The 23,411-nt window shown below is 57.6% G+C and carries 20 protein-coding genes and 1 pseudogene; 9 read left to right on the forward strand and 12 right to left on the reverse strand.

From position 1 onward, the window contains the following. Window positions 1-61: 61 nt before the first annotated feature. From Q0M74_RS00460 to Q0M74_RS00470, 3 genes and pseudogenes are all read left to right on the forward strand, one after another. Window positions 62-1,087, forward strand: a pseudogene (locus Q0M74_RS00460) (GTP pyrophosphokinase family protein); the annotation flags it as partial. A 174-nt stretch (window positions 1,088-1,261) separates the two neighbouring features. Continuing rightward, a complete protein-coding gene (locus Q0M74_RS00465) occupies window positions 1,262-1,393 on the forward strand; it encodes a hypothetical protein (RefSeq protein WP_293950690.1) in 132 nt (43 codons plus the stop codon). A 179-nt stretch (window positions 1,394-1,572) separates the two neighbouring features. After that, window positions 1,573-2,649, forward strand: coding sequence for an LLM class flavin-dependent oxidoreductase (locus Q0M74_RS00470; RefSeq protein ID WP_293950693.1), 1,077 nt, complete (start codon window positions 1,573-1,575; stop codon window positions 2,647-2,649). A gap of 58 nt (window positions 2,650-2,707) precedes the next feature. On the opposite strand, the gene Q0M74_RS00475 is transcribed toward Q0M74_RS00470, so the two are convergent. Genes Q0M74_RS00475 through Q0M74_RS00485 form a run of 3 tightly spaced genes read right to left on the reverse strand, consistent with a single transcriptional unit; the run spans window position 2,708 to window position 4,030 of the window. After that, window positions 2,708-3,091, reverse strand: a complete 384-nt coding sequence (locus Q0M74_RS00475; RefSeq protein ID WP_293950695.1) for an RNA-binding S4 domain-containing protein — start codon at window positions 3,089-3,091, stop codon at window positions 2,708-2,710. A gap of 24 nt (window positions 3,092-3,115) precedes the next feature. Beyond that, entirely contained in the window at window positions 3,116-3,349 is a 234-nt protein-coding gene (locus Q0M74_RS00480; protein WP_293950697.1) for a hypothetical protein, read from the reverse strand. Between the two features lie 30 nt (window positions 3,350-3,379). Then, window positions 3,380-4,030 (reverse strand): YigZ family protein, encoded by a 651-nt coding sequence (locus Q0M74_RS00485; protein WP_293950731.1) that lies wholly within the window; start codon window positions 4,028-4,030, stop codon window positions 3,380-3,382. 104 nt (window positions 4,031-4,134) lie between these two features. Between Q0M74_RS00485 and treZ the strand changes: the two genes are divergently transcribed. Further along, a complete protein-coding gene (treZ, locus tag Q0M74_RS00490; RefSeq protein ID WP_293950699.1) occupies window positions 4,135-5,856 on the forward strand; it encodes a malto-oligosyltrehalose trehalohydrolase in 1,722 nt (573 codons plus the stop codon). 77 nt (window positions 5,857-5,933) lie between these two features. Here treZ and ilvA read toward each other — a convergent pair whose 3' ends face one another. Next, window positions 5,934-7,244, reverse strand: a complete 1,311-nt coding sequence (ilvA, locus tag Q0M74_RS00495; protein ID WP_293950700.1) for a threonine ammonia-lyase IlvA — start codon at window positions 7,242-7,244, stop codon at window positions 5,934-5,936. A gap of 286 nt (window positions 7,245-7,530) precedes the next feature. Between ilvA and Q0M74_RS00500 the strand changes: the two genes are divergently transcribed. After that, window positions 7,531-8,019 carry a hypothetical protein gene (locus Q0M74_RS00500; protein ID WP_293950701.1) on the forward strand — a complete coding sequence of 163 codons (489 nt, stop codon included), beginning with the start codon at window positions 7,531-7,533 and terminating at the stop codon, window positions 8,017-8,019. Window positions 8,020-8,134: 115 nt separating this feature from the next. Here Q0M74_RS00500 and Q0M74_RS00505 read toward each other — a convergent pair whose 3' ends face one another. Further along, window positions 8,135-9,340, reverse strand: a complete 1,206-nt coding sequence (locus tag Q0M74_RS00505) for a cobalamin-independent methionine synthase II family protein (RefSeq protein WP_293950703.1) — start codon at window positions 9,338-9,340, stop codon at window positions 8,135-8,137. Between the two features lie 116 nt (window positions 9,341-9,456). Further along, complete coding sequence (gene dnaE, locus Q0M74_RS00510; protein ID WP_293950705.1) at window positions 9,457-13,023, reverse strand: DNA polymerase III subunit alpha; 3,567 nt, start codon at window positions 13,021-13,023, stop codon at window positions 9,457-9,459. A gap of 108 nt (window positions 13,024-13,131) precedes the next feature. Between dnaE and rarD the strand changes: the two genes are divergently transcribed. Then, entirely contained in the window at window positions 13,132-14,037 is a 906-nt protein-coding gene (gene rarD, locus Q0M74_RS00515; protein WP_293950707.1) for an EamA family transporter RarD, read from the forward strand. Window positions 14,038-14,141: 104 nt separating this feature from the next. Here rarD and Q0M74_RS00520 read toward each other — a convergent pair whose 3' ends face one another. From Q0M74_RS00520 to lspA, 3 genes are read right to left on the reverse strand one after another with little or no spacing between them, the layout of a single operon-like run. Further along, window positions 14,142-14,747: a hypothetical protein gene (locus Q0M74_RS00520; protein ID WP_293950709.1), complete on the reverse strand. Its 606-nt coding sequence runs from the start codon at window positions 14,745-14,747 to the stop codon at window positions 14,142-14,144. Next, window positions 14,747-15,673, reverse strand: a complete 927-nt coding sequence (locus Q0M74_RS00525) for an RluA family pseudouridine synthase (RefSeq protein WP_293950711.1) — start codon at window positions 15,671-15,673, stop codon at window positions 14,747-14,749. Before Q0M74_RS00525 ends, Q0M74_RS00520 begins: the two co-directional genes overlap by 1 nt. Continuing rightward, a complete protein-coding gene (lspA, locus tag Q0M74_RS00530; RefSeq protein ID WP_293950733.1) occupies window positions 15,666-16,289 on the reverse strand; it encodes a signal peptidase II in 624 nt (207 codons plus the stop codon). The genes Q0M74_RS00525 and lspA overlap by 8 nt, the downstream gene beginning before the upstream one ends. A gap of 134 nt (window positions 16,290-16,423) precedes the next feature. Between lspA and Q0M74_RS00535 the strand changes: the two genes are divergently transcribed. Both Q0M74_RS00535 and Q0M74_RS00540 read left to right on the forward strand, forming a co-directional pair. Continuing rightward, on the forward strand, window positions 16,424-17,443 hold the full coding sequence (locus tag Q0M74_RS00535) for a hypothetical protein (protein ID WP_293950713.1): 1,020 nt from the start codon (window positions 16,424-16,426) through the stop codon (window positions 17,441-17,443). A gap of 202 nt (window positions 17,444-17,645) precedes the next feature. Further along, window positions 17,646-19,283 (forward strand): ABC-F family ATP-binding cassette domain-containing protein, encoded by a 1,638-nt coding sequence (locus tag Q0M74_RS00540; RefSeq protein WP_293950715.1) that lies wholly within the window; start codon window positions 17,646-17,648, stop codon window positions 19,281-19,283. A 9-nt stretch (window positions 19,284-19,292) separates the two neighbouring features. On the opposite strand, the gene Q0M74_RS00545 is transcribed toward Q0M74_RS00540, so the two are convergent. Next, complete coding sequence (locus tag Q0M74_RS00545) at window positions 19,293-19,907, reverse strand: hypothetical protein (RefSeq protein ID WP_293950717.1); 615 nt, start codon at window positions 19,905-19,907, stop codon at window positions 19,293-19,295. 369 nt (window positions 19,908-20,276) lie between these two features. Between Q0M74_RS00545 and Q0M74_RS00550 the strand changes: the two genes are divergently transcribed. Next, window positions 20,277-21,218, forward strand: coding sequence for an asparaginase (locus tag Q0M74_RS00550; RefSeq protein ID WP_293950719.1), 942 nt, complete (start codon window positions 20,277-20,279; stop codon window positions 21,216-21,218). A 3-nt stretch (window positions 21,219-21,221) separates the two neighbouring features. Here Q0M74_RS00550 and Q0M74_RS00555 read toward each other — a convergent pair whose 3' ends face one another. Both Q0M74_RS00555 and Q0M74_RS00560 read right to left on the reverse strand, forming a co-directional pair. Further along, window positions 21,222-22,664, reverse strand: a complete 1,443-nt coding sequence (locus Q0M74_RS00555) for a DNA polymerase IV (protein ID WP_293950721.1) — start codon at window positions 22,662-22,664, stop codon at window positions 21,222-21,224. Window positions 22,665-22,712: 48 nt separating this feature from the next. Next, the coding region (locus tag Q0M74_RS00560) for a DMT family transporter (RefSeq protein WP_293950723.1) at window positions 22,713-23,411 on the reverse strand (699 nt) is incomplete at its 5' end.

A 23,411-nucleotide genomic window follows, 5' to 3' on the forward strand; every position in this document is an offset into this window, starting at 1 on the left:
CGTTCGTGACTCCTCCACCTAACTTTGCAACAGCACCAACTCAACTACCATTGGTGTCGTGATACAGGACAACACCCTGGCCAAATTCGGCAGTTACTACCATGAGTTCCGGCGTGCCCACCCGAAGGTCGCGTCGGATTTCCGCGCTGCTATCGAGGAACTACTCACCGATGGTGGTATTACCTATGACCGTGTGAGTACCCGGCTGAAGGACTGGTCGAGTCTGAAAGCCAAGGCGCGGAAGGAGCATCCAAATGGCACGCTGCTCTATCCGGACCCGCGTCATGATATCCACGACATGATAGGCGTGCGGATCACCACCTATCACTCCACAGAGATCCCTGTGACGCTGAGCGTCCTGCAGGATTCCTTCACCGTCCATAAATCAGTGGATAAGGCTGCGGAAACCAGGATATCCGGTGGCTTTGGTTATGGCTCCCACCACCTGATTCTTGAAGTCGATGAAAATAATGAAGACCTGCAGGATTATGTGGGGCTGGTCTTTGAGGTTCAGGTACGCACTGTGCTGCAGCATGCCTGGGCTGAGTTTGAACATGACATCCGCTATAAAAGGGCCGGTGTCAGCGTGGGCGCCAGCATTGATGGTGAGCTCAATCCTGAGGTGGACCGGATGTTCACCCTGGCTGCCGGGCTCATTGAGTTGGCAGATCAACAGTTTGACCAGATTGCGGCACTGAAGGAAACCGGCCATGCCACCGATGAGACTGTGGAGCTCACGGCGGAGACCCTGCCTGGCGTGCTGGCCATGCTCATCGGTAACCGTTTCCCTCGTCCCCGTTCAGAGAACTACCGGTTCCTGGAGGATATCCTTATTGCCAATGGGGTCAGCTCCGTGGGTGCTCTGCGAGAACTGCTCAATGTGGCGGATGTCGAGTTGCTACTCAAGGTCATGCGTTATCGTTTCCACCCCGGACAGATCCGTATCATTGATGATCTTTTGCTCAGGAAATTCGGTCAGGCACATATTGATGCCACGGCAACGAAGGATGCCCAGCCACCGCAGACCAAGCGTCGTAGGCAGCTCAAGCGCAAGCTGGATCTGATGCAGCAGGCTCACATCGCGGAGTACGGCGGTGGAACAGGAAGCGGAACAAGCAACGGGACAGGTAGCGTATCTGGGGCGGGTTCGAGCTCCGAGGGGGCGAAGGACAGCTCTGAGGCCTCAAACAATACAATTCAATGAGACACCTAGTACGCTGTGTTACGAAATAAAACTTCGCTACCCAAGGAGCTAATAATTATGGGGCTATCCATTCTGGACTTCCCGATGCTCGCTGACTTCCTCCATGTGTGGGGTCTGACCATCGCCAATTTCTTCCGCCCAATGGGCATTGATTTTCCGCCAGCTGATTGGAGCTTGGGCTCCTTCTAATTTCGCGGCGGGCTCCTTGTAGCAGCTCCTAAGAAAAGAGGGCGGGAACACCTTGATGGTGTTCCCGCCTTCTGCTGTTTCTTCCCTTGTATCTCGTGCTGGAGGCCTTCGGGGAATACTTCCCCCATGATACATTGTTGACACATCCACAAGTGATATCCTCTTGAAAGGTAAACAACATGACGGAACAGACCGCATCCACCAAACACATCTCCTTTGGGCTCGACACCTTCGGTGACACCGCAATGGATCTCAACGGTCAGCCGGTCTCCCATGCGCAGACCCTGCGTGACATCATCGACCAGGCTGTCCTGGCGGAGAAGGTCGGCGTAGATTTCATTGGCATTGGTGAGCACCACCGTGAGGACTACGCCGTATCCGCACCAGACATCGTGATGACCTCCATCCTGGCCAAGACCGAACGTCTGAAGGTGACCTCAGCTGTCACCGTTCTCTCCTCTGATGACCCGGTACGTATCTTTGAACGCTGGTCCACCATGAATGCGCTGTCCAATGGACGTGCAGAAATCACCCTGGGCCGTGGTTCCTTCATTGAGTCCTTCCCCCTGTTCGGTTTTGATCTGCAGGACTACGAGGTGCTTTTTAATGAGCGTCTGGATCTCTTCCGAGCCATCGTTGATGCCGATAGGACCGGCAAAGGTGTCACATGGTCAGGAAAGACCCGTTCCGCACTGCAGGACCAGATGCTCTACCCGGCAACTGAGAAAGCCATCCAGGCGTGGGTGGCTGTGGGGGGAAGCCCTGAGTCCGTCATCCGTGCGGCCAAGTACCGTTTCCCGCTGATGCTGGCCATCATCGGTGGCGCACCGTCTCGCTTCCGCCCTTATGTGGAGCTGTTCAAGCGCGCCAATGAGCAGATGGGACTGCCGCAGCTGCCCATCGGAGTCCACTCCCCCGGTTTTATCGCGGATACTGATGAAGAAGCCCGTGAACTATCCCTGGATAACTGGCTGCAGCTTCAACATACGATCGGTCAGGAACGTGGTTGGGCACCGGCCAACGCCCGCCAGTTTGATCACGAGGTCGATCACGGTTCGATGTATGTCGGTTCCCCGGAAACCGTCGCACAACGCATCGCCCACACCATCGACGTCCTGGAACTCGACCGCTTCACCCTCAAATACGTCAGCGGCCCGACCCCACATGAGCACCTGATGAAGTCCATCGAGCTCTATGGCACGAAGGTGATCCCACGGGTTCGTGAGATCCTGGCGGAACACGCAGCCTCCAAGTAGTCCCCCGCCGAAAAACACCCCCTTCAAAAGGGCAACCACAGGGAGGTTAACCTCCCTGTCAATCCGCCACTCCCCGGAAACGGTCCATCTCACGGCGTTCCTTCTTGGTGGGCCGTCCTGCTCCCCGGTCACGTCGGGGGACAGAGGCCAGCACCTCCAGGGGTGGTGGCGGTGGGGTGTGATCGATATAGCAGGTCCTGGCAATCGGTGCTCCCACACGCTTATTGATGGTGCGCAGCACCTCAACATCTGATTCCTTGTGATTGACCCACACCCGTACGCGATCCCCCGGCACCACCTGCTGTGCCGGTTTGACGGCATGGCCATTCAATTTCACATGCCCGGCGCGGCAGGCGGTGGCAGCATCGGAGCGGGTCTTGTACAGGCGGACCGCCCAGACCCAGGCATCGATGCGTACAGGTTTACCGTCACTGTCACTCATTGTCGAAACACCTCTGGGGTGAAACTAGTAGTTGTCCTTGTGGTTGATGGTCTTCTTGACCTGACTGTAATAGTAAAGTCCACCAGCCACAGCCAGGACCAGGCCCAGCACCATGAAGAATGAGGAACTAGTGAGGATCCACAGCAGCGCACCGCCACCGACGCCACCGACGACGCTGATTGCTGCGTTACGTGAGTTCTTGCGCACGTCCTGCTTGCGCTTTTCAATGGGGTTTCGTGGGTACTGTTGCATGCTCATGGTGAACCAGTCTAGTGCGCCCGGTAGAGATCAGTCACTCGGGGATTCCACCCACATTTTCCCGGACTCCTTTAGTTCAATTTCGGCTCCTGCCAGAGAGCTCAACTGGGATTCCACCTGTGTCTGATCCCCTGGTTCCAGGGCGAGGGTGAACTGGACGTCGGCACCGTAGTCGGTATCGGTAATGACCACCCCCAGGCCACGCAGGTTGGATTCAATGCGGCCGGCATCGTTGTGGGAAAAATGTACGGTGAATAGATCGCGCACCGATCTGGTGGTGTGGGGGACGTTGATAAGAGTGCTGGTCACAGCGTTGGTGTAGGCGTTGACCAGACCTCCGGTACCCAGTTTGATGCCGCCGAAGTAGCGCACGACCACGGCGGCGATGTCCTTCATACCGGAGCCGCGCAGGGCTTCCAGCATGGGTTTCCCGGCGGTGCCGGAGGGTTCGCCGTCATCGGAGGATCGCTCCACGTCATTGGAATCATCCACGTGGTAAATATAAGCGCTGCAGTGGTGTCGGGCATCCGGGAACATCTCACGCACCAGGGTGATGAAGTCGCGGGCTTCATCCTCGGACTGCACGCGGGTGATGTAGGTGAGAAAACGGGAACGTTTGATCTCCATCTCGGATTCAAATACCTGATCAGCCACGGGGAGCTGATATTTCAGGCCGCCCAGTGGTACCCGGATGGCTGGGGGATTATTTTCCGAATTCTTCGCAGACATATTGTCTTAAGATCCTACCCTGCGCCGATTCGACTCCTTTTGGTTAGCCTGGTGGCATGTTGACCTCCAGGAATTACTGTGTGTGGGCGCCCCGCCCGGAAGATGTCCGCCTCCGTCTCAATGGTGAGACCGTCCCCATGACGCGGGAGGATGATGGGTGGTGGGGTTGTGACACCCCGGTCACCGTGGGTGACCGTTATGGTTTTGAGCTTTTCGACGGCCAGTCCTGGTCCAAGACAGTTGCTGATCCCCGTTCCCGTCACCAACCTGATGGGGTCCATGGGCTCAGCGAGGTCGTCGCCGAAGACTATGCCTGGACCGATGATTCCTGGACCGGACGTATACTGCCCGGCACGGTGATCTATGAACTTCATGTGGGTACCTTCAGCTCTGCCGGCGATTTTGATGGTGTGGTGGAACGTTTGGATTATCTTAAAAGTCTGGGCGTCACCGCCATCGAGTTGCTGCCGATCCAGCCCTTCGGCGGCGACCGCAACTGGGGTTATGACGGTGTCCTGTGGCATGCGGTCCATGCAAGCTACGGTGGCCCCGACGGTCTGAAGAGACTTGTCGACGCCTGCCACAACGCCGGCATCGCCGTCTACCTGGACGTGGTGTACAACCACTTCGGCCCCGACGGCAACTACAACGGCATGTTCGGCCCCTACACCTCCGGTGGCTCCACCGGATGGGGCGAGGTGGTCAATGTGAACGGACCTGATTCTGATGAGATCCGTGCCTATATCCTTGACTCTATCAGGCAGTGGTTTGAAGAATTCCACATCGATGGCCTCCGCCTGGATGCCGTGCACTCACTCGATGACAATGGAGCGGTACCACTTCTGGAACAGATGGCCATGCTTGCTGATTCCATCTCCGCTACCACCGCCATCCCACGCTCCCTCATCGCTGAATCTGATCTCAATGACCCCCGCCTGATCACCTCCCGTGAAGGCGGTGGCTATGGCCTTGATGGACAGTGGGTTGATGATATCCACCACGCACTCCATGCCCTGGTCTCCGGCGAACGCAATGGCTACTATTCCGACTTCGGTGATACTGCCACCCTGGTGGACACCCTGAAGGAGGTCTTCCACCACAGAGGCCAGCTCTCCACCTTCAGGGGACGCAGCCATGGACGCAGTGTGAACCGTGATGTGATCCCGGCATCCCGTTTCATCACCTACACCACCACCCATGATCAGACCGGTAACCGCGCCATCGGTGACCGTCCCTCCATGCAGCTCTCACCTGCCCAGCAGGTACTCAAGGCTGCGGTGATCTACTGCAGTCCCTACACCCCGATGTTGTTTATGGGGGAGGAATACGGCGCTACCACGCCCTTTGCCTTCTTCTGTTCGCATACTGATGAGGAACTCAACCAGCTCACTTCTGAAGGACGCAAGCGGGAATTCGCCCGCCTGGGATGGGACCCGGAGGTCATCCCCTCCCCGTCCGATGAGGCAACCTTTGAGGCCTCCAAGCTGGACTGGGACTTCACCACAGAACAGGAGGAGATCCTCGAGGGCTACCGCACTCTCTTGCGCCTGCGCCGTGAGCTGGGCATGTCCCAACCGGATCTGATGGAACTGGAATTCGACTTCGGTCCTGATTGGATCGCCATGGCCAATGGCGAGGCACTCCTGGTGGCGAACTTCAGTGATAATGCTGTGGAGGTCCCCTATGGCGGTGAACTCCTCTACAGCTTCACCTCCCCTGAGGTTCAGGAAACCTCCACCATGCTTGACCCCCATGGGTTTGCCATTCTTGGACGCTAAAATGTCAACAGCCTCTTCCCCACAAGTTGCCAGGGAAGAGGCTGCGACGATCAGGACGAGGTGTGCAGAGTGAAGTCTTAGGTCAGGAAATCATATTCCGGGGTTCCAGGCTCCAGGCGCCTGCAGTCAATGGCAGAAACCTCCATGCGCTCCAGGAGTGATTCCAGCCCCCTGGCTTCACCCAGTTGCAGACCTACCAGTGCGGTACCGGTTTCACGGTTGTTGCGTTTGAGGTATTCAAACAGGGTGATGTCATCCTCAGGACCGAGGATATCTTCCAGGAAGCTACGGAGCTGGCCCGGCTTCTGCGGGAAGTTCACCAGGAAATAATGCTTCAGCCCACGGTGAACCAGTGAACGTTCCACGATCTCGTTGTACCGGAGCACATCGTTGTTGCCACCAGAGATGATGCAGACAACCACGGACCCCGCGGCAAAGCTCATTTCCCGCAGGCCCGCCACCGACAGTGCGCCGGCAGGTTCCGTGATGATGCCCTCATTCTGGTAGAGCTCAAGCATCTCGGTGCAGACGGAGCCCTCACTGGCGCTCATCATGTGGACGCGGCCGAGATTCTTCTCCACAATGGTGTAGTTGAGATCGCCCACTCGTTTGACAGCAGCACCATCGACGAAGGGGTTGGAGTCCTCGAGGGTGACAGGACCTTCAGCATCCAAAGCTGCCTGCATGGAGGCAGCACCAGCTGGTTCCACACCGACAATCGCAGTCCGTGGAGCCATATCCGCCATGTAGCTGACGACACCGGCGAGCAGACCGCCACCACCGACTGGAACCATCACATGATCCGGGGATTTACCCATGGCGCTGAGCTGGGAGAGAACCTCCGCGGCAACCGTGCCCTGTCCGATGATGGTGTCCCGTGCGTCAAAAGGTTCAATGAGCGTGGCACCGGTACGCTCTGCATCCTCATGGGCAGCTGCTGATGCCTCATCAAAGTTGTTTCCTGTGACCACCAGGGTGACAAAACCGCCGCCATGGACCATGATCCGGTCACGCTTCTGCTTGGGTGTCTGCGCCGGAACATAGATCCGCCCTTCCACCTCGAGCGAACGGCAAACATAGGCCACACCCTGCGCATGATTACCCGCTGATGCAGCGACGATGCCAGCATCACGCTGCTTCTGGCTCAGCTGGGATCCGGAGTTGAGGGCGCCGCGGATCTTATAGGAGCGTACCCCTTGGAGGTCTTCCCTCTTGAGGTAGATATCCGCTCCGAGTTCAGCAGAAAGTCGGGGGCAGTACTCCAGTGGAGTTGGTGCGATCACGGAAGAAATTCGTGCCTGTGCCATTTGTATGTCAGCAGCACGAATCAGCTCCGCTCCGCTTGTCATCACTCCTGGGGTTTTCTCAGACACGTTAGTTGCACTCATGCTGAACAAGTCTAATCCTCCAGGCAACTTCAATCGACTTCAGGCCGGGTGAGTCTTCTTACGCCCGATGATTAAGAGGGTGTTTATGCAGGAAAGGGGCTACGCAACCCCCAGGGGTGGAATGCGATGGCATCAACTTGGAAAATACTTTTCTAGGCAATACGTGCAGGCGCGTACTACACTCTGCTTGAGCTGTGACCACCTTGTGATCTTTGCTTCAAGAGCCTTGCACTGTGTGTCACCCACTTTCACCTTCCGTCCAGCTCTATTGCTAGGAGTTTCCCCCTTGAAGTTGCGCCGCACCTCTCTGGCCCTCATGACTGCGACCGCCGTCGCGCTGTCAGTTCTTCCATCTATTGCAGGAGCTGAGGAAGGAACCACCGAGACCACGACTACCACCACTGCCCCGGCGGCTCCAGCTGAAAATGGTGTCAATGGTGCAGAACAGTGGCCAGGAAGCGTCGAGGGCAGCTCCATGCTCTCCAGCGGTGAGATCCCCCAGGCGCCTTCACTGGGTTCCAGTGACAAGAAAACTGATGAAGAAAAAGAAGAGGACAAGGGTGGAGACCTCGTCGATTCCAATGGTGAGATCCCAGTGATCGGTTCCATCAGCCTCCCCGGTTGGCTGGCTGTCCCCCTCGGTGTTATCCAAATTGTGATGACGGTGACCACCTTTGCCGCCCAGGCTGCCTACATGGTGCTCTCTGTGCACCCACAGGGCTCTGAGATCCTCCGTGACTGGCTGATCAGCGTCGGCATCAACCCTGACGCCTAAGTCCCCCTCAGACAGCGCGCTTTTCAACTAATAAAACAAGGGCGGCTGCAGTGGAGTTTTCTTCTCCGCTGCAGCCGCCCTTGTCTGTTGCTGTTGGCAACCCTCGGGTTACACCTTAGAACAGTTCCTTCGTGGCGATCCGAGCGCCCTCCACTAGTGACTCAAGCTTGGCCCATGCGATCTGGTGGTGCAGGCGTCCTCCCAGGCCACAGTCGGTGGAAGCGATGACGTTCTCCGGCCCGACGAGCTCCGCAAACTTCACGATGCGGTCAGCGACCAGGCGTGGGTGCTCAATGGTGTTCAGCGCATGGGAGACCACACCCGGGTAAATCACTGAACCCTCAGGCAGCTTGTGGTCTTCCCAGACACGCCACTCATGGGCGTGGCGTGGTGAGGCACCTTCGAAGGAGAACCCTCCGACCTCTGCCTGCAGGATCTCCTCGATGATGTCACCGAAGGGAATGTCTGTGGAGTGTGGTCCGTGCCAGGAACCCCAGCAGATGTGTAGGCGGGTCTGCTCCTTGGGCAGGCCCTTGACCGCGGAGTTGATGGCCTCGATGCGGGTGCGGATCCACTTGCGGTAATCATCCAGGGATGGTTCCGGGTTGATCTGGTCCCAGGCCTCAGCCAGGTCCGGGGCGTCCAGCTGGACGGTCAGGCCGGCATCGGTGATGATTTTGTATTCCTGGCTCATGGCATCAGCACAGGCCGCAACTACCTCGTTGTCGGTGGCGTAATGCTCATTCTTCAACCGTGCAGCAGATCCTGGGGACAGTGCTGCCACGAAACCGGTGGAGATGCCGGACTTGTCCAGGGCCTTCTTCAGTAGGTTGACGTCCGTGGTGGTCTCATCCTGGCCGATGTAGGTGATGGGACCGGTGAACACCGGGTTACCCACACTGGCGCGGCCCTGGAAGATCCCGGACACTGGATCCTCATAAGCCTCATGGAAAATCTCGCGGTCACGTCGGTCGGCAAAGCTGGTGAGCTTGACATTGCCCGGGGTGGAGCGGATCTTCTCAGCGTTTGCCCAGCGATCCTCATCGGTCATGGTCAGTCCGCCCAGGCGGGTGAAGGAATAGTTCCACCAGGCACCGTAATCCACGGCACCGGAGGTCACGTGGCCGTACTCACCTTCATTGATGATGTCCAGGCCAAGGTCAACCTGACGCTGCACCACTTCATCAACGGAAGTCTGGAGGATGTCGAAGAATTCCGCGTCACCGATTTCCCCACTGGAGCGCTTGACGTTGGCGTCAAGAAGCTCCGGTGTACGTGGGAGGGAACCCACGTGGGTGGTTCTGATGTGCTCGATGGTCATACAAACTCCATTCGCTGTTGAAAATACCTAAGGCTTCTGATGCTAACCCCTAAATGAAAATACCCACCCGGCCAGGGTGGGTATTTATTCACACACGGTTATTCTGCTGACTTTCCCTATCCGAGAATGCCAGGCCCCATGGTGGCCTTGAGGTCTCCCATCAGGCTGGCGGAACGATTCACCCGCAGGTGATCCCCCAGGATCATCACCGTGGAATTATCTCCGTCGAGAAGGTTCAGATAAACATCTGATTCTCCCTTGTTGTCAACCAGGACCTGCTTCAGCTTGGAGATATTGGTCATGGTGCACTGGTCGGTGCGCATGGACAGACGCAGTGGCAGCCCTGAGCCATTACCTGGTCCCAGTTCCGGGACACGGAGATCATCACAGAACAGGCTCATGCGGTCATCACGGATCGAAACATGTGCCTTAGCCAGGATGATGTTGTCTTCAACGATGAGCGATCCGACGATCGAATACACCTTGTTGAATACCAGAAGTTCCACGGAGGCACCGTTGTGATCCTCCATGGTGACAATCGCCCACGGGGAACCATCGCGCTTGGAGAAACGCCGGTCCACACCGGAGATGATGCCACCGACAGTGACTTCGGCACCGTGTCGTAATTCACCGGCCACAATGGTGGTCAGCGGGGTATCAATCTGTGCCGCAATCGCATCCTCATAGCCATCCAGGGGATGACCGGAGACATAGAGTCCCAGCATCTCCCTTTCCAGCGCCAATTCATGCTTACGGTCCCATTTATCATCAGGAACCTGGATCTGGAAGAAGTTTCCAACCTCTTCCTCGGCTTCTCCACCCAGGGCTGCAAACAGGTCGAACTGTCCCTTATCTGCTGCCTTCTTGGTGCTGATCACCGAATCAACAGCATCTTCGAAGACCAGCATCAGTCCCTTGCGGGAATGACCCATGGAGTCGAAGGCACCACCCTTGATCAGGGCTTCTGTGATGCCCTTCTTACACGGCAGGGTGTCAATCTTATCCAGGTAGTCAGAGAAGTCCTTGAACAGTCCCTTCTCCTTGCGGGTCTCAATGATCGAGTCCACTACCTCCGAACCAACATTGCGGATGGCCCCCAGGCCATAACGGATATCTGTGCCGACAGGAAGGAAGTTCAGCACGGATTCATTGATGTCCGGGGACAACACCCGGATGCCCAGGTGACGGCAGTCAGCAAGGTAGATTGCTGACTTGTCCTTGGTATCACCCACTGAGGTCAATAGTGCTGCCATGTACTCAGGCGCATAGTGTGCCTTGAGGTAGGCGGTCCAGAAGGACACCAGACCATAACCGGCGGCGTGCGACTTGTTGAACGCATAACCGGCGAAGGGCAGGATCGTATCCCACAGGGTCTTGATGGCCTCCTTGGAGAAACCATTTGCCTGCATGCCGGCTTCGAAGGCGGCGAACTCCTTCTCCAGCACCTCGGGTTTCTTCTTACCCATGGCCTTACGGAACCCATCGGCCTGACCAGCGGTGTAATTGGCCACCTTCTGGGAGATCCTCATGATCTGCTCCTGGTAGACGATGAGACCATAGGTCTCACCGAGGATCTCCGCAAGCGGTTCCTCCAGCTCAGGGTGGATCGGGGTGATGGGTTTACGACCATTTTTACGGTCTGCATAATCCCAGTGGGCGTTCACACCCATGGGTCCCGGACGATACAGCGCAAGCGCGGCCACAATGTCATTGAAGCCAGTTGGCTGCATACGTTTCAGCAGCTCCTGCATGCCACCACTGTCAAGCTGGAACACACCAAGGGTTTCACCACGGCTGAGCAGCTTGTAGGTCTCTTCATCCTCAATGGCGAGGTTTTCCAGGTCAATGACCTTGCCATCACGATTGGCCTTGATGTTTTCAATGGCGTCACCGATGACTGTGAGGTTTCGAAGCCCCAGGAAGTCCATCTTCAGCAGGCCGATGGCCTCACAGGCCGGGTAGTCCCAACCGGTGATCAGCGCACCATCCGCTGGCCGCTTCCACATGGGAATACATTCCAGGAGCGGCTGGGCTGACATGATCACGGCACAGGCGTGCACGCCTGCTTGACGAACAACACCTTCCAGACCTCGGGCGGTGTCATAGATCTTCCTGACATCCGGATCAGTCTCAATCAGCGCACGAACTTCACCAGCCTCGTTGTAGCGCTCATGCTCAGGATCCGTGATGCCCTTGAGCGGAATGTCCTTGGCCATGATCGCGGGTGGAAGAACCTTGGCAATGCGGTCGGCGATCTGATAGCCCGGCTGTCCGAACTGAACTCGGGCAGAGTCCTTCAGTGCCTGCTTGGTCTTCACTGTTCCGAAGGTAATCACCTGGGCGATCTTGTCCTCACCCCAACGCTCGGCCGCATAGCGGATCATCTCACCGCGGCGCCGGTCATCGAAGTCAATATCAATATCAGGTGCGGAGGGGCGTTCCGGGTTGAGGAAGCGCTCAAAGAGCAGACCGTGTTCAATCGGGTCGATGTTGGTCACGGTCAGGGCGTAGGCAACCAGCGCGCCAGCTGCCGAACCACGACCCGGACCAACCCAGATGCCGATCGAACGGGCGTGCTTGATGATCTCAGCAACGATGAGGAAGTAGGAAGGGTAACCCTTCATGTCGATGACGGAGATCTCATACTCCGCACGGTCGATGTACTCCTGCGGAACCTGCTGACCGTGGAAACGATCCTCCAGCCCAACCATCACCTCATGGTGGAGCCATGAGGTCGGGGTGTATCCCTCAGGAACATCCGCCACCGGCATGCGGTCATGCGGATGCTCCTCCCAGATCTCACCATAGTCCTGGACGCGCTCGGCGATCCAGAGGGTGTTGTCGCAGCCGTCCGGAACAGTGCTGTCCCACAGATCACGCATCTGCTCTGCAGTCTTGATGTAGTAACCACTGCCGTCGAACTTGAAGCGGTCTTCGTCATGAAGCGTCTTACCGGTCTGCACACACAGCATGGCCTCATGCGCCTGCGCCTGGGACTCCAGAACGTAGTGGCAGTCATTGGTCACCAGCGGGGGAAGGTCGAGTTTACGGCCGATTTCCAGGAGTTCACTGCGGACACGGGCCTCAATATCCAGGCCGTGATCCATCAGTTCCAGGAAGTAGTTATCGCGCCCGTAGATGTCCTGCCACATGGCGGCAGCTTCCAGGGCTTCATCAAACTGGCCAAGACGCAGACGTGTTTGAACATCACCCGATGGGCAGCCGGTGGTGGCAATGATGCCTTCCGCCCGCTCAGCGATGATGTCTGCGTCCATGCGTGGCCACTTACCCAGCTGACCTTCATAGGAGGCCATGGAGGACAAGTAGAAGAGGTTGCGCAGGCCGGTAGCATTTTCCGCGAGCATGGTCTGGTGGAGGTAAGCACCCGATGCTGAAACATCATCGGACTTCTGATGCGGCTCACCCCAGCGGATACGGCTTTTGTTGAAACGTGATTCCGGAGCCAGGTAGGACTCGATGCCGATGATCGGTTTCACACCGGCTTCAGTCATTCTCCGGTAAAAGGCATTAGAGCCATACATGTTGCCGTGGTCGGTGATGCCCACCGCCGGCATACTTTGACGATTAACCTCATCAGCGAGCATGTCGATCTTGGCCATGCCATCCAACATCGAATACTCAGTGTGATTATGAAGATGAACAAATGAGGATTTCTTGGCCATGATGCACAGTCTAGCCGGGGTTCTCCACGGATGAAATCAGCAGGTCAAACCGCAAAGAGACAGAATCAATCAGCCAGAAGGCTCCCGGGAGGTATAAGGTGAACCCTTATGATTTATGGAGTACTTGCCTACCTGATGTGGGGGCTTTTCCCGGCGTTTTTCCCGCTTCTGATGCCTGCGGGGCCGCTGGAGATTCTCGCCCATCGCATCATCTGGACAGCGGTGGTCATGGCCATCGTGGTCACTATCCGGAAAGGGTGGAGGGAGTTCCGGGGCGTTGATGGCACAACATGGCTGCGAGTGGTGGCTGCCTCAGTGTTCATCGCTCTCAACTGGTTGATCTACGTTATCGCGGTGAATTCTGATCAGGTGACTGAAGCAGCCCTCGGGTATTTCATCAATCCTCTGGTCAGTGTTGTCTTCGGCATCATCTTCTTCAAGGAACAGCTCCGCCGACTTCAGATGTTGTCCGTTGTCATAGCCCTGGCAGCCGTATTCTTCCTTACTTTCCTCGGTGGACAACCACCATTGCTTGCGCTCACCCTGGCCTTCACCTTCGGTACCTACGGAGCGATCAAGAAGAAGGTGAACATGTCTGCAATCACCTCACTGACTGCTGAAACCTTCGTTCTTCTACCCCTCGCCCTGGTCTATATCCTCTGGTTGGAATCCACCGGAAAGGGCACCTTCTTCAACAATGGTCCTGACCACGCTGCTCTGCTCATCAGTGCTGGTCTGGTCACAGCCCTGCCACTGTTGATGTTCGGTTATGCCGCCAAGGCCATCCCACTGTCCACAGTGGGCATGCTTCAGTACATGACCCCCACCATGCAGATGATCTGGGCGGTGTTCGTGGTCAATGAGCATCTGGAGCCGATGCGTTGGGCTGGATTCATCATCATTTGGATCGCCGTGGCACTCTATCTCAGCGATATCATCGCCCAGAAGCGGAGAAACACACTGAGGGAAGGGCGGGAGAAAGCCCACGGGGTGCAGAGAAACCCCACACCCTGAAGGTTCTCCCACCCCTGCACAGGAGAGCGAGCAGCAGCGGTGATATGCACACTGCTCCCCCGGTTGCTTGAACCGGCTCCGTCACCTGCCCCCGTTAGTATTTCCTACTGGTTGTTTCTGAGGTCCAGGCCGGAACTGTCCACTGTGACAGGCCGGACTCCGAAATGGCCCCAGCCGGCATCAGCTGGAAGGGTTTCAATGACCAACACTTCCGGATCTTCTGCAAGGGTGCGCAGTTGCTTTCCGGAATCTCGCACAATGACACCATTGATCGTGTTGGGTGCCTGAATTCCACCGATTCCATCGAGGCTTCGCTGTACCTGTTTCAGCTGGCGGTTGAACACATCTTCCCGGGTCTCACCGTCCACTGGTTCCGGAAGTCCCATCGGTGCAGCAGAGCGCATCACCAGGGCATTGACTCTTTCGATGTCATCCACTACCTCAGCTGCTTCAGCGGCACCCAGGGCTTCAGAAAAGGTCACCAGGGCGAAGACATCTTCTTCCGGGGAGGTGGAGGCCAGGGTGTCGTCAGCCCGTGACACATAGTCGGACAACGTCTCTGAAGTCTCCTGTCCTAACATATCTCCGTTGATGTTCATCGGTTTGTTGGTGCGGTCGCTGAAACTCAGTGCAGCAACGAGGATGACCAGCGCAAGAAGGGCGAAGAGTGCCAGAGCCTTGCGATTCTTATCAAATTTCTCGTTGCTCATCAGTCTCGTAGGATATCCAATGCGTTCTGCAGATCATCCGGGTAGGGGGAGGAGATCTCCATCCATCGTCCATCAGCGGGGTGATGGAAGCCCAGGGACACAGCATGCAGCCACTGACGGATCAGACCGAGACGTTCAGACAGTGCCGGATCTGACCCATACATCGGGTCGCCGCAGCACGGATGATGTAGTGCAGAAAAGTGCACACGGATCTGGTGTGTGCGGCCGGTTTCCAGGTGGACCTTCACCAGGGTGGCCTTCTGGAAGGCCTCCATGGTCTCGTAGTGGGTCACCGCATGTTTGCCATCGGTGGTGACGGCAAAACGCCAGCCTGCAGATGGGTGACGTCCGATGGGTGCTTCGATGGTCCCTTCGGTGGGATCGGGATGTCCCTGTACCAGCGCATGGTAGGTTTTTTCCACGGTACGGTCACGGAAGGCCCGCTTGAGTACGGTGTAGCCACGTTCTGAAGCGGCAACCACCATGACACCGGAGGTGCCCACATCAAGACGTTGCACAATGCCCTTGCGCTCCGGCGGTCCGGAGGTGGAGATCCTGAAGCCTGCAGCAGCCAGTCCCCCGACCACGGTGGGACCTTCCCAACCGACCGTCGGGTGTGCTGCCACGCCCACCGGTTTATTCACCGCGATGAGATCATCATCAGCGTAGAGGATGTCCAGGCCCGGAACGATCTCTTCCTTCGGCATGAGGGGCTTCGTTGGCTCCGGCAGGAGAACATCTAGCATGGAATCCGCGACCAGTCGATCACTCTTGCGGACGGCCACACCGTCGACGGATACATCTCCTGCCTCAGCCAGTTCCGCAGCTGTGGTGCGGGAAAAGCCCAGCAACTTGGACAGGGCTGCATCAACACGCATCCCGGCAAGTCCCTCCGGCACCGGAAGCGTTCTACTCTGTCTATTCATTTGTCCCCTTCCTGGAAACTGCGTCAGTATCTTCTGCCGGGGATGCCATCTCGGTCATCTCAGCCTTCTCAGCCCGTGCCACGTCCCTGTCTTCCAGGAACATTCCGATCAGGAAGACAACAACACCGCAGCTGATGGCAGCATCGGCAATATTGAATACGGCAAAATTTCCGACAGAAATATAATCAACAACATGTCCGATGAAGAACGTCGGCTCACGAAACAGTCGGTCAATCAGGTTTCCGAGTGCGCCACCGGCCACTAGGGCAAGGCCCACACCCACCCAGCGGTGCTTCACCCTGGGGGCATAGATGCTGATGCCGATGACAAAGGCCAGCTGGATGCAGGTGAAGAGCCAGGTGCTGTTTTCCCCCATAGAGAAGGCAGCACCGGGATTGAATAGGAGATAGAAGCGGAACCAGTCGCCGATCACTGAAACCGGTTCCCCGGGGTCCAGCCAGTTCAGCATGATCTGCTTGACAATCTGGTCCACGGCGGCGATCACCACCATGATGGCAGCCATGACAGGCACCATCCGTATTGCCGTTGTCCTCTTCTCTCTTATGGTCGTGGGGGTCGCTTTCGCCCCTGCATCGTTTGAGGTCACGTGAACCATCATTCCCCATCAGCGGTGGAAAGTTCCACCTGAGACCAACCACACGGCTGCTCTCCCCTGTCACTGCTGCCCCCATGATCAGCGCTCACAGTTCTGTCCTGATCAATAAAAAGGCTAGGTTTGAATGCGTGCGTATGAATAGTCTCCCCCTCCCTCCCCGCCCACCGTTCCCGAGCCCCCGGCGTGGTATCCGCACCACCGCTGCTGCGCTGGCCTGTTCCGCAGCGTTGTTTCTCGGGGCCTGTGCGTCAGAGAATTCTGAACCAACCGGGCCGGAAGTGGAGGATGCGGTGGGTCTGACTGTGGATTCACCCCGTGTCACACTGCATGAATCCGGCACTGGTGATCTGCAGCAGTTGAGGTATGCGGATGAGACGTCACAGGACCAGAATGCTGTCGTCTCGGTTTCTGATGGGTTCACGCAGTCCGTGGTGCCGGCTGCCGATGTTGATCCCACTGCACCGGAAGGTGGCGAGACCAGCACCATGCGTCTTCCCGTGGCAGCCAATGTCACTGCTGCTGAACCGGCTGAGGAGGATCCGCTTCCGGTGTCCCGTGCAGTCTCACTTGAGGTTGGTCAACCCACCTTCACAGATCTTGAGCTTGCCGAGGACATCAATTCCACCGCTGGGTTCAAGCTGGGTATGCAGACAGATGATCGTGGACAGCAGTCATCGGTGAGTTTTGCAGCACCGGTTGATGCCACTGACACCGGTCGTCTCCTGATGGAGCAGTACCTGCTCAAATATGCTTCCCTGCCAGTGGTGTTCCCCCAGGATGAGGTCGGTGTGGGTGCCAGCTGGTCGGTGGACAGCCGGGTCTCCGGTGAATCTTCCCTGCTACAGACGGTCACCTTCACCATCACTGGAATGCGCGGCGATGTGGTCGATCTGGATGTTTCAATCTCCCAGCGTCCAAGCCTCGGTGCGATTGACATCTCCCAGGACACCACCGGTGTCACGGAAGAGACCCCGGAGCAGCTTGCTGTGTTGAATTCCAACACCACCTCCGCCGGTGAGATCAGTGTTGATCTGACCCAGCCGGTACCCACCTCAGGAGCGATCTCCTGGACCACACGGGTGGTTTATGGTGGCGGCGCTGATGATCTCCGGGTGGTGCAGGACACTACCTCCGCCATCAGTTTTGAGGACTAGGGACAGCATCCATGCAGGGCAACCACATCTGATTATTCGAATGTGGTTGTCCTTCTTTGCCTCTCAGGGCATAATTTAAGTCATGTTCACTCTTCGATAGTCGCACTCTCATCCCCCATTCACCGTGCAGCCCCCTCCCCTGTGACAACCTTTACCAGGGCGCGTGATCTGTTTTGAACGACGTCGAAGGACATTCCCCTATATGCGCTCTCATGCAACCTATATTTCTGTTGATGGCCTGAGCTTTTCCTACCCCACGCACCGCGTACTCACTGATATTTCACTCACTGTCAACAGAGGCGAGATCATCGGCCTGATCGGTGAGAATGGATCCGGTAAATCCACCCTCCTGGCACTGATCGCGGGAGAGTTGGAACCTGATCAGGGCCATATTTATCTTCCGGAGGACACCGGGTTCATCGCGCAGGAAACAGACCTGCCCTTTGATCTTCCGGTTAATTCGCTTATCGACGCCGCAGTGGCCCCGGTCCGCGCGATTGAAGCAGCAATCAGTGAGCTGACCGTGTTGCTTGGCGACGACACCGCCCCGGCCGATACCGCCGAGAAATTTGACCAGGCGTTGAGTGCCGCTGAGGAGTTCGGTGTCTGGACCCTGGATGCCCGCATCGAGGAAATCGTGGCAGGGCTTGGGCTTGCTGGTATCAATCGAACAGTGCCCATCCGGGAACTTTCCGGTGGTCAGAGGCGCAGGTTCGCACTGGCGGCGATGTTGTTGCAGCCTGCCACCGCGATGATCCTGGATGAGCCCACCAACCACCTTGATGATGCAGCGGTGGACTTCCTCATTGCTGAGTTGAAGTCCTTCAAGGGGCCGATTCTCATGGCCAGCCATGATCGTTTCTTCCTCGATGCTGTTGCCACCACACTGGTAGATCTTGATCCTGCCCTGGGCCCAGAAGGTGGTGCTGGTGAGGAGGTCAAGCAGGCGGTGTCCTTCGGCGGTGGTTTCACCGATTACATCCAGGAACGTGAACTCCGTAGAACCCGCTGGTCACAGCTGTATGTGGCACAGGAAACCGAACGGGAGAAACTCGAGGCCACCACCGGGACGGAAGAAGAGGATATCTTCCATAAGTCAGTGTCCAAGTCCGAATCCAGGATCACCCAGAAGTTCTATGCTGACCGTGCGGCGAAAACGCAGGGCAGCCGTGTGCGTTCTGCCCGCAACCGTCTGGAGATCCTGGAACGCAATGCCCTTCCTGCCCCACCGAAACAGCTGGAGTTCCAGGGGATCCCGGATTTCCAACGGCAGGCTGCCGGAGAATCCGTGGAAGTCCGATCCATTGCTGTCACCGACAGGTTGGCACCGGTGAAGTTCCGGATTGACCCCGGTGACCACATCCTGGTGGAGGGCCCCAATGGCACCGGTAAATCCACACTGCTATCAGTACTGGAGGGGGTACTTGACCCCACCGAGGGTGAGTTGATCATCCCGGAGGATCTCCGCATCACCCGGTTGAAGCAGGATGATCAGTGGACTGCTGAACAACTGGCGATGACCGCCGGGGAGGTTTTTGCCTCCCTGGATACCTCGAAGACCTCATCAACCCTGGTGGAGATGGGCTTGTTGAGCAGTGCGTCGCAAAGCATGCCGTTGGAATCGCTGTCCCTGGGGCAGCGTCGCCGTGTCTCACTCGGCCTCATCCTGGCCAACCCACCGGACCTGCTGCTGCTTGATGAACCTACCAACCACCTCTCGCTGGCACTCAGTGAAGAGCTTGAAGTAGCAATAGAAAAATTCCCCGGCCGTATTCTCCTAGCCAGCCACGACAGGTGGATCAGGAGACGGTGGTCGGGGAAAAGAATCAGCCTGGGCTGATCCTGCTTTTTACTGAACCGGTACGGCTTCTTCAGCTGGAGCCTCTGCAGGAGCCTCAGCCGGAGCGTCCATGCCCTCAGCAGGTGCAACAGCATCGGTCTCAGTGCCGACACACATGGCAGGAACCTGCTCAGGGGCGACGGTGTTGGTGATCAGGATGCAGGCCCAATCCTGGGACAGCTGCCAGTTGCCATCAACGTTGACGAACTCAACGCCCTCAGCTTCCTGGTCAGGACGGTCCGGGAGGGTGAACATGACGGTGGTCAGCACCTCGGACTGTGGATCATAACCTGGCAAGACAGATCCAACAACCTGGAATTCCGCACCGGATTCAACCTTGGCCTGGGTCATGGTCTCAAACAGTTCAGGGGCGTTTTCAGAACCTTGGACGGTGTTGACCTTGTCATCGATGCTAGCCTCTGGATCGGTGGCGACAGCCAGGATCTGGTTGAGTTCCTCCGCAGTCGGGTACTCGGATGCCATGCCGGAGGACTCAGATGAGCTGGTCTGCTCCGCACCGGTGGTCTCAGTGGTGTCCGTGGTGTCATCGCTGCTGGAGCAGGCGCCGAGGGCAAGTGCACCGGCAAGGGTGAAGGTTACTGCGGTTGCTTTGAAAAGCTTCACGATTAAAAAATCCTTTGCGTCTTGTGTCATCGTCGCCATGATGGAAGAGTTTTCCATCCCCACTGCCCTGCGGGCATCCCACCGTGTTCACGGCAGATCCCTGGCGGTGCAGGTGAACAATCCCGCTGCCAGCATGAGAGAGAGACCAACAAATCCCCCTTGATGTTCCAGGGGTTTCTACCGGTTATTCATCACACTCATGCGCACGTCATGTGGCGACGACTTTCCCAACAAAGGGTACACGGTTTCCTGTGCTCCCCCCATAGCCACCGCATGAGAAAACCCTGTGAATGGTCATCCCTGTCTGATCTATGTACTTTGGCCTCACCACCCTGCGACGGTTTTATGGTTGTTGATACTGTTGATCGCATGTCTGAGACCTCTTCCGTGTCCAAAATTGCGGTAATCACCACCGGAGGCACCATCGCGTGTACCTCTGATGCCAATGGCCATCTCCTTCCCACCGTCAGTGGTGAAGAACTTCTCGCTCCCATCGCTGCACGCTTTGATGCCTCCGAGTTCGCCTTTGAGGTCCATGAGCTCAACCGCCTGGATTCTTCATCCATGACCTTTGCCGATATCGATGAGCTAAACAACCGGATCCACCAGGTTCTGAAAGACCCGGCCGTGGTGGGGGTCGTGGTCACCCACGGCACCGATTCCATGGAGGAAACCGCCATCGCGGTGGATACCTTCCACACCGATCACCGCCCAGTGATCATCACCGGTGCGCAGAAGCCCTTCGATCACTCGGAGGCTGACGGCCCGGGCAACCTCTTTGAAGCCTGCATCATCGCCTCCGATGCCTCCGCCCGCAATATCGGTGTACTCGTGGTTTTCGGCCACGCGGTGATCCCGGCGCGTGGTTGCACCAAGTGGCACACCAGTGATGAGTTGGCTTTTGCCACCAATGGTCCTGAGGAGCCGGAGCGTCCGGATCCACTGAAGCTGACTCAGTTGGGTGAAACTTCCGTGGAGGTCATTTCTGCCTATCCTGGCGCCACCGGTGCTGCTGTAGAGGCGGCTCTTGCTGCCGGTGCGCAGGGTCTTGTGGTCGAAGCCATGGGATCTGGCAATGTCGGTTCTGCCATGGGTGCGGCTCTGGGCAAGGCGCTTGATAGCGGCGTCCCCGTGGTCATCACCACCCGTGTCCCCCGCGGCGATGTCGCTGGTGCCTACGGTGGTGCTGGCGGTGGTGCCACCTTGGCTGCTAAGGGCGCCATCGGTTCCCGGTACTTCCGTGCCGGCCAGTCCCGTGTGCTGTTGGCAGTGGCTATCGCCACCGGTCAGCATCCGGCGACCCTGTTCTAGGTTTTAACTGCTGGCCTCATCGGTGTCCTCAGCATGGTCATCAGGGTCAGCATTGAGGGTGAACCAGTCATCCCAGTCCAGACTGTTCAAGGGGTCAGCCGGGCTGAGGTGGGGATCATCCATGGCGAAACTGCGGGTGGTTCCACGTTGGGTGGTGCGGGTTTCAAAACGCACTGACACCACCCCGTGACCGGCACCTTGCACCCATCCGTGGCCGAATTCCGGGTGATGAATGTCCTGGGTGGCCCGCCAGGTCTGGGCATTGCCAGAGCCATCCGCATGATCCTCTGATTGGTCCATGCTGCCCTGGGCTGGTGTGGTGCTGGCCCGTACGCCTGATTCATAGTCGGTATCAGCCGGTGCGGGTGTGACGATCTGCTGATCCAGTTCTGGAAACATCACATCCTGCCGGTTTTCCTCCAGTCCGCTGAAACCTACACCAACCAACCTGATTGGTCCGGTCTCCTCCGGGTACCTGACCAGGCGGAATGCTGTTGCCTCAAGGGTGGCACAGTCATCAGTGGCATAGGGCAGGGTGAAGGAGCGGGACTCGATGCGGAAATCATTCATCCGGAGTTTCACGTTGACGGTGCGGGCTCCCCGACCATCCTTCAATAGTCTCCGGTGTGCGCCTTCTGCAGCCCGGGTGATGGCTGCATCCACCTGGGCACGGGTGGTCAGGTCCTGTTCATAGGTGTGTTCCTGGGAGATCTGCTTGGCTTCCGCGCGGGGTTCCACAGGGCGATCATCAATGCCCTGAGCCAGCTTCCATAATCCCGGCCCAATGGTCGGACCGAGGCTGATCTCTACTTCCTTGGCGCTCAGGGCGGCCAGATCCGCGATGGTCTCCACACCCATGGTGGTCAGCTTGGCTTCAGTGACAGGTCCCACGCCCCACAGCACATTGACCGGCAGAGGATCAAGAAGTTCGTGTTGTTTCTCCACCGGGATGATGAACACCCCATCAGGTTTTGCCTCACCGGAGCCGATCTTGGCAAACTGCTTTCCTGATCCTGCTCCGACTGATGCCGGCAATCCGGTTTCCGCACGGATTTCTTCTCTGAGTGCTTCCGCCCAGGCACGGACCTCATCGGGTGTGGCACCGATCAGTTCCTCTGGTTCCATATAGCCCTCATCAATGGAGAGCCTCTCCACGATCCCGGCACGTCGCTCAATGAGCTGGAAAATCCGGCGCGATGCCATGGAATAGACCATGTGGCGTGGGGTGACCACAACAGCCCCGAAACCCACCCGGCTTTTTGCCTGGTGCATGGGCATCGCCGAACGTGCCCCGAACTTCCTGGCTTCATAGGAGGCACCGGCGACTACTCCTCTGCCGGATACTCCACCGACCAGGACAGGTCGTCCCCGCAGGGTGGGTCGGGTCAGCTGTTCCACAGAGGCGAAAAATGCGTCCATGTCGATGTGCAGAACCCAACGTTGCATACCCATGAGTTTAGGCCAAACCGAACGGATGGACGAACAGAGGTTACATCAGGCGGGTCGTCGCAAGGCAACGGCGATGACCACCAGTGCGATACCGATGATTTCAGCCCAGGTGAGCATCTGTCCGAGAATAACCGCTCCCATGACTGCTGCGGTCAGGGGCAGCAGCGCCAGCAACAGGGCGAAGTAGGCGCGGCCGGCCATCCGCAGGACAATGAGGTCCAGTCCGTAGGGAATCACGGCGCTGAGCACCCCCAGACCGAAAGCCAGGCCCAGCAGTGACACGGGGGCCATGCCCAGGTTGGACATCCCCGGCCACAGCCACAGTGTCAGTGGTGCTGCCAGGAGTGCCGCCCAGAAGAATCCCACCGTCATTCCGGTCTGGCTGTCCTGTGCAGAACTGGCAATGCGGTTGCCGGCAACGATATACAGTGCCCATAACACCGCAGCAGCCAGGGCAAACAACACGCCCACGCTGTTAGCTGACCATTGCGCTCCTGAGATGATGACCACGCCGATGCCGGCGAGAATCAGTGCTGCCCAGTCGCGCAGGGTCCGGCTGCCCAGCGCAGCCACGGTGATGGGGCCGAGGAATTCAATGGCCACCGCGGTTCCCATGGGCAGCCGTGCGATCGCTTCATAGAAGGTCATGTTCATGGCCAGGGTGGAGATACCGTAAACCGCCGCATTGAAGCCGGTGCGGCCAAGAAAATCCCGCATCCTGGGCCGAAACAGCACTACCAACAT

This window comes from uncultured Corynebacterium sp. (assembly GCF_945649885.1).
In the GTDB taxonomy this organism is placed as follows: domain Bacteria; phylum Actinomycetota; class Actinomycetes; order Mycobacteriales; family Mycobacteriaceae; genus Corynebacterium.